This window comes from Streptomyces sp. NPDC004609 (assembly GCF_042873655.1).
Lineage (GTDB): Bacteria > Actinomycetota > Actinomycetes > Streptomycetales > Streptomycetaceae > Streptomyces.
This window is the reverse complement of record NZ_JBIALS010000083.1, coordinates 1-5,882: the sequence shown is the minus strand read 5'-3', so window position 1 is coordinate 5,882 and position 5,882 is coordinate 1. Positions and strand designations below refer to the sequence as shown.

The window sequence follows — 5,882 nt, the reverse complement described above, 5'->3', positions numbered from 1 at the left end:
CGCCCGCTGGGCATCAGTGACCGACAACGGCGGAATCTTCGGACCCGGACGACTCATGCCCAACTAACGATGAATCTCCGACTCAGGTCACTAGGAGAATCCCGATGGCTCGGGACCAGCACTCCCCCCGCATCCGCACACCCTGATCCACCCAGCACGCCCGGATCGGCCACCGGAGGGAAGCCGGCGCTCTTGTCGCAGCGCACTGCGCTGATCCTCTTCATAGCCGTCGGCGTCGGGGTCGGCTTCGGCGTGCTGACCTTCTTCGCCGAGAAGTCCTACCCCAAGGCGGTCATCGCCGGTGTCCTCGCTGCCGGGTGCTGCACGGTAGGGCTGCACAGCCTGATCGGCTGACTCCTGCGGGGTCGGGCAGGACCTTCCTGTCCGACCCCGTGGCGCGGACGTCAGGTGGCGCTGAACTCGTGGGCGGGGCCGCCGCGCCACTCCACCCACTGCGGGTCGTCCAGGACGGCCTCGGGATCGGCGACACCGGCGCCTTCGAGGAACACGACCAGGTCGTGGTCGCTGTAGGCGGTGCCGAGGATCTCGTTCCGGCCGCTGCTGTGCACGGTGACTCTCCGGCCGCCCGAGTGGGAGGGCCGGTGCACGACGATCGGCGCGCTGGTCACGCTCTCCAGCGTGCGCCGGGCCGGTTCGGTGGGCCAGTCGGCCCGGGGCGTCATGCGTCACCTGCGGAAGCGGGAGAGCCAGGTTCCACCAGCCTTCTGCTCGGGCAGGGAGGCTTGCTGTACGTCGATGACGTACCGCCGGTCGCAGTCTTCGCACAGAGAAGGGCGGGGCTCTGGGGAAGCGCCCCGGCCGACGTGCTCGATCGCCTTCCACCGTTCGTCGGTGAACGTGGCACCGCAGTCGGTGCAGGCAGGGCGGCGGGCCTCACGCTCGGCTGCCTTCTTCGCCGCCTGCTCCTGGGCCGCGCGGCGTACCTGTGCCTGGTGCTGCTCCTGCCGAGCCTTGGCCTCTTCCCGGGCGCGGGCGTCGGCCGCCTCGCGGCGGGGGTTGCCGATCGCCTCCCGCAGGGGCTCCATGTGGTCGCGGCCGAAGCGGAGGTACACCGGGCCGGTCGGCCCGTGCTGGCGCAGGTTGTTCAGCCCGGTCGCGATGATCGGGATCCTGCCGTCGTAGTGGTGGTGGCCGCCCTTCTGCCGCTCGCCCTCCCACAGGTGCCGGGTGAGGTCGATCAGGCGCGGGATGGTGAGGTTGGGGTTGCGCTCGCCGACGCGGTTGAACACCAGCAGGACGGGCGGGTGCGTCCTGTCGCCGGACCAGGTGTCCGGAGCGTTCCAGCGGGTGCGCCACATCGGGCGCTCCTTGCCGTCGGTGTCCTTCATCTTCCTGCGGAAGAACCGGGCGTACTTCTCCAGTTTGGCGGCGAGCTCTTCGGCGGTCTCGTGGCAGTTGTCGGCCTCGATGAACAGCAGCGGCACCTGGTCCTGCGGGGCGGTCAGCACGATGTCGGCCTGGGCGCCGCCCTTGCCGGGCGCGTTCCATGTGCCGGTGGCTGGCAGCGGGACCTCGGTCCAGTACGAGGCGATCGTGCCGATCCCGCCGGGTGCCTCGACGGCGGCCTGGGCGGCGGCCCGGACGTCGGGCGGGTCCTGGGCGAGCTTGGCCATGTTCGGCTTCGGGCGCAGCATCGCGATCACGGTCTCGTTGACGGTTATCGGGTGGGAGGCACCACTGGAGCCCGCGCCGCGTGCGGTGGAGCCCATCTCCGTCACCGGGCGCCGCAGCTCGTAGGAGGCGGCTTCCAGGCCCTTGAGGGTGAGGTTGCGAAGGGTGTCTCCCGTCTCGGTGGCGCCGCCGTTCTCGGACAGGCCGTGCTTGCGCATGTCGGAGAGCGCGCCGGTGTGCGAGGCGGTGCGGGCCTGCTTCTGCTTCGACGGCGGTTCCTTGTCGGCGTGCCGGAAGGTCAGGTGCGGAGCGCCGATCCGCTGATCTGATCGGCCGTGGCGACCTTCAGCACTCCGAGCACGCGCAGCACGTCGCCGCGGAAACTGTTCGTCGACCCCGCCGGGTTGGTCTTCCGCTTCCCCGCCATCAGCCCCGCTCCCTCATCACTCGCTACCGGCTACCGGCTGGGCGCCGGCCACGCCCGGCCGGGGAGGACGTCCGGGCCCCCCAGAACCCGATGATCTCCTCCACTACTGACATCAGGAGGAGAGAAGAGGGTTGTGACGGCGCATTCTTCGCGCCGATTCGCGGCCTGACCAGGGGATTTTCCCAGGCCCAGGGTGCCGGGCACCAAAGGGGGTTCCCAAGTGCCCTCCGAAGTGGGGCCCGCAGGAGCCTGGTTCGGCTTGCCCACTGCGGGTCGGCCTTCCGGCTCGGTCGGCCCGTCGGCTGTCGCAGCCGGGCCCTGGGGTGAGTTGTCGTCATCGTCTCGTCTCCTTCGCTGCCATATTCCAGGGGCCGTGATCCGACGAAGGAGCGTGCAGGAGCACCCCTTGTCCGCGATCTGACGGCCGCCGGTAGCGGGCGTGGACAAGGAGAAACACGGTGGGGGTCGGGGCAGTAGCAGACCTGGACAAGGGGTCATGGTCGGGCTCGTGGTCGGGCCAACCCAGGGTGGACAAGGCACCGGTGCGCACCACCGGCCGCCGGTGCGCACTACTCGGTGGGCGGTGCGGCCGGCGGCGCGGGAGTGGTGCGCATCGGGTGCACTCAGTGGCCGGCCTCCCGGCCGCGGTGCGCACCGGGTTGCTGCGGGCGGTGCGCCTGCTGGTCGTCCTCGCGCACCGGGTGCGGCCTCTCTGCATCGTCGCGGTGTGTGTAGCGGTCCATGGTGGCGCGGGCCCGGTCGGCCGCCGCAGTGAAGGCGTCCCCGAGGTGGCGCAGCCGCTCGTCCGTGAGATCGAGGGCTTCCACGTCCGTGCGGGACTTCCTCAAGGCCCGCAGCGCCGTGAGGTCGACCGCTTCCCGGGGTCCGGTCTCCTGGTCGTCGCGCTCAGGGTCGGGGGCCTCGGGCGCGAGCAGTTGCTCGGGCATCGCCGCCTGCTGGTGACGGGCGACGTCGTACGCCCGGCCCCGTAGGGCGGTGGCGGTGGTGGTGCGCAGTTGCTCCCGCACCACCGCGCCGGCGAGGACGGCCCGGTCGTACTGCAGCGGGATGCGGAGTGTCTCCCACTCCCCCGCATCCCGGCCCGGGGGCCGGGGCGCAGCCGGCTTGCCGGGATCGGCCGGGGGCTGCCGGTCCGGGTCGGGTACAGGGGTGGGTGGGCGGAGGGCGGGGAAGTCGGACAGGGACCAGCGGGCGGTGTAGAGGCGGTAGCCGGCCTCCAGGCCGCGCACGGTCTTCGGCTCGCTGATGTCCAGGCAGTGGGTGGAGATGGCGGCGGCCACGATCCGGTCATCCAGGCCCGGCTCGCGGCGGCGGCCGCGCAGGACGAGAGCGAGGTGGCGGCGGGCTTCGGCGAGCAGGTGCCGGCGGTGGAAGCGGCCGCCGCCGTTCATCACGAACACCGTCGCGGCGACGTCGACGGCCGCCAGGGCCACGTCGACCACAGCGGCGACCCGGGCCCGGATCGCTTGGGCTGCGGCGCGGGTGGCTGTGTCGGTTTCTTTGGGAGTCGTTTCGACGTGACTTCGGGAGTCGTTTTGGGGCGAGCGTCATGATCAATGTCGGTGACTTTTGATGTCACTCGGGTGCTGCGGAGCCTGCCAGTAACCACTCGGGATCGCGGGCGGCGACGGCACCCAGGCACGCGATCAGGCCCCCGGTAGCGAGCCGCCCTGGGGCGTGGCGGTTGTGTGCTGCTCAGCCCTGGGCAGCGGGATGCATCGTTTGAGATTGGCCGTACCTTCGGTCTTGCTCCTACCTGCTGGCCAGAGCGTCGGCTTCCGTACGGGCCCGCACCGCCTCCAGTGCAGCGTATTCCGCCTCCAGGATCGCGGAGCCGGCGTAGTCGATCGCGAACGACGCGTACCCCTCCGCATCATCCGCCTTGAGTTCGGCACGCTTCACGTCGAGCTCGCCCTTGCGCTCCCGGAGGTGGCTCTTGACCGTCGCCACATGCTCCTGCCACTTGTTCCTTGCCTCTTCCAGTGACGCAGCGGCAGCGGCCTTCTGCTCGGCTCCCTCACGGCGGAGTTGCTCTGCCCGCTGTTCCGTCTCCCGCTGAACCTGTTCGATTGCGGCCGACAGCTCCTCCTGGTCCTTCGCGATGGCACTCTGCACCTGCTCTTGTGCGTGCTTCGACCAATCCGTCAGTTGGGCGATGCGGTCCGTCATCTGCGTCATGGTCCTATCCTTCCGATCGCTCTAAAAGGAGTATTCTCATCAATTCGAACATATCCGGCGGGGGGTGCTACTCCCCTGGAAGGGCCATGGCAGGCAGTCGAAGACTTCCCGGGGTACTTGGACTCCTTCGTCGGCTGGATCAACCGGATGTTCCACACGGAGCTGTCGCGGGCCGACATCCAGGGCCGACTGTTGCGCTCCGACTGGCTGCGGACGTACGTACAGAAGAGCGCGGGCGGGGTGTTCGATTTCTCTGCTTCCGTGCTGGGCGGTCTGGTCCGGCTACTGACGATCTTCCTGTTCGCGTTCTACTTCTCCGCGGACGGCCCCCGGCTGCGCCGCGCGCTGTGCTCGCTGCTGCCACCGGCCAAGCAGACGAAGGTGCTACGGGCCTGGGAGATCGCGGTCGAATCGCCATTCCGGTGGTGGCCACGTTGCAGACGTTCTTCGGTGCGTATGTGAAGCGGTACGACGTGGCGGATGATCTGCAGGTACAGGAGGGCCGGCGTTACCTGCGCGGGGACGGTCCGTCACTGCGGGCGCGACTGCGTGGACTGCTGCGCCGCCGCGGTCGCTCCTGAGCGGGCTTGCGAAAGCCTCCGCCCAGATGAAACAGGGCTGGGTGTGGGTGACGATGGAGGTGCACTTGCCGACCGCGCTTTCCAGGAGGAGGCAGCGGCATGACTTATCCCTCCGATTCCTCGAGCACCGGCCCTCCGCGCGGCACCGCGCCACAAGACGCCCCCTTGACCGAAGGCCTGGGCGCCTTGGCGAACATGGGATGGCAGATCCTGCTCACCACGGGCCTGGCCACGATCGCCCTGGGCGTCGTGATCTTCGCCTGGCCGAACGAGACGCTGCGGGTCGTCGGCGTACTCTTCGGCATCTACCTGCTGGCTACCGGCGTCTTCCAGCTGGCCGCCGCCTTCGGCACACACATCCCCCGGCATCTTCGGGTGCTGCACTTCCTCACGGGCGCGCTCTCCGTCCTGCTGGGACTGATCTGCTTCCGGGGCACCGTGCAGTCGATCTTTCTGCTCGCCCTGTGGATCGGCTTCAGCTGGCTGCTGCGAGGCATCATGGTGACGGCTGCGGCTGCCTCCGCCGAGGACACGCCGGCACGCGGCTGGCAGCTGTTCTACGGGATCATCAGCACTCTGGCGGGCATCGTGCTGATCGTCTCGCCGTTCACCTCGATCGCCGCACTAACCCTGGTGGTGGCCATCATGGCCGTGGTCCTGGGGGCGGTCGAGGTGTTCCAGGCCATTAGGATGCGCGTCGAAGTCGGTCGCCTCGCTCCGGGCGGCACTGCCGCCGAGCGGCGGCCCCTGTTCCACCGCCCGCACCCCCAACACTGATCGCGGCGCAGACTCCGGCGCCCCCGCTCGTGCGGCGCGCGCCATACCGGGCGTCTGCGGCCGTCCATCTGCCCGGCTGCTGCAGCGCACGGATGTGCCGCCAACCGGCACTGACCGATGCCGCCGTCACGCCGCCGGGAGGCACCGATGTCTTACGTCAACGGCACCGCCGAACTCCCGCAACGGGACCTCGCCCAAGACGGTCCTCACCGACGCGGGGGCGGTCGCTTTGGCGGTGCCGCGGGACCGCAACGGCGAGTTCGAAC

7 protein-coding genes and 2 pseudogenes are annotated in these 5,882 nt (G+C 69.8%); 4 read left to right on the top strand and 5 right to left on the bottom strand.

Annotated elements, in window-relative coordinates:
• Positions 1 to 192 precede the first annotated feature (192 nt).
• Positions 193 to 354: a hypothetical protein gene (locus tag ACFYT4_RS35860; protein WP_389279022.1), complete on the top strand. Its 162-nt coding sequence runs from the start codon at positions 193 to 195 to the stop codon at positions 352 to 354.
• Between the two features lie 50 nt (positions 355 to 404).
• Here ACFYT4_RS35860 and ACFYT4_RS35855 read toward each other — a convergent pair whose 3' ends face one another.
• The 5 genes from ACFYT4_RS35855 to ACFYT4_RS35835 form a co-directional block, all read right to left on the bottom strand.
• Positions 405 to 629 carry a hypothetical protein gene (locus ACFYT4_RS35855; RefSeq protein ID WP_389279025.1) on the bottom strand — a complete coding sequence of 75 codons (225 nt, stop codon included), beginning with the start codon at positions 627 to 629 and terminating at the stop codon, positions 405 to 407.
• Positions 630 to 686: 57 nt separating this feature from the next.
• Positions 687 to 1,850, bottom strand: coding sequence for a replication-relaxation family protein (locus tag ACFYT4_RS35850; protein WP_389279019.1), 1,164 nt, complete (start codon positions 1,848 to 1,850; stop codon positions 687 to 689).
• Positions 1,851 to 1,930: 80 nt separating this feature from the next.
• Positions 1,931 to 2,059 carry a hypothetical protein gene (locus tag ACFYT4_RS35845; RefSeq protein WP_389279016.1) on the bottom strand — a complete coding sequence of 43 codons (129 nt, stop codon included), beginning with the start codon at positions 2,057 to 2,059 and terminating at the stop codon, positions 1,931 to 1,933.
• Positions 2,060 to 2,682: 623 nt separating this feature from the next.
• Positions 2,683 to 3,522: a hypothetical protein gene (locus ACFYT4_RS35840; protein ID WP_389279013.1), complete on the bottom strand. Its 840-nt coding sequence runs from the start codon at positions 3,520 to 3,522 to the stop codon at positions 2,683 to 2,685.
• 310 nt (positions 3,523 to 3,832) lie between these two features.
• On the bottom strand, positions 3,833 to 4,258 hold the full coding sequence (locus tag ACFYT4_RS35835) for a hypothetical protein (protein ID WP_389279010.1): 426 nt from the start codon (positions 4,256 to 4,258) through the stop codon (positions 3,833 to 3,835).
• Positions 4,259 to 4,354: 96 nt separating this feature from the next.
• Here ACFYT4_RS35835 and ACFYT4_RS35830 point away from each other — a divergent pair.
• The 3 genes and pseudogenes from ACFYT4_RS35830 to ACFYT4_RS35820 all read left to right on the top strand — a co-directional run.
• Positions 4,355 to 4,669 (top strand): annotated as a pseudogene (locus ACFYT4_RS35830) (AI-2E family transporter); the annotation flags it as partial.
• Positions 4,670 to 4,938: 269 nt separating this feature from the next.
• Positions 4,939 to 5,616 (top strand): HdeD family acid-resistance protein, encoded by a 678-nt coding sequence (locus ACFYT4_RS35825; RefSeq protein WP_389279007.1) that lies wholly within the window; start codon positions 4,939 to 4,941, stop codon positions 5,614 to 5,616.
• A 169-nt stretch (positions 5,617 to 5,785) separates the two neighbouring features.
• Positions 5,786 to 5,882 (top strand): annotated as a pseudogene (locus ACFYT4_RS35820) (transposase); the annotation flags it as partial.

What these genes read in the sequence shown, in the direction of transcription:
- ACFYT4_RS35825 (WP_389279007.1), top strand. Translation starts at nt 4,939, where the DNA reads ATGACTTATCCCTCCGATTCCTCGAGCACCGGCCCTCCGCGCGGCACC.
- ACFYT4_RS35845 (WP_389279016.1), bottom strand. Translation starts at nt 2,059, where the DNA reads ATGGCGGGGAAGCGGAAGACCAACCCGGCGGGGTCGACGAACAGTTTC.
- ACFYT4_RS35835 (WP_389279010.1), bottom strand. Translation starts at nt 4,258, where the DNA reads ATGACGCAGATGACGGACCGCATCGCCCAACTGACGGATTGGTCGAAG.
- ACFYT4_RS35850 (WP_389279019.1), bottom strand. Translation starts at nt 1,850, where the DNA reads ATGCGCAAGCACGGCCTGTCCGAGAACGGCGGCGCCACCGAGACGGGA.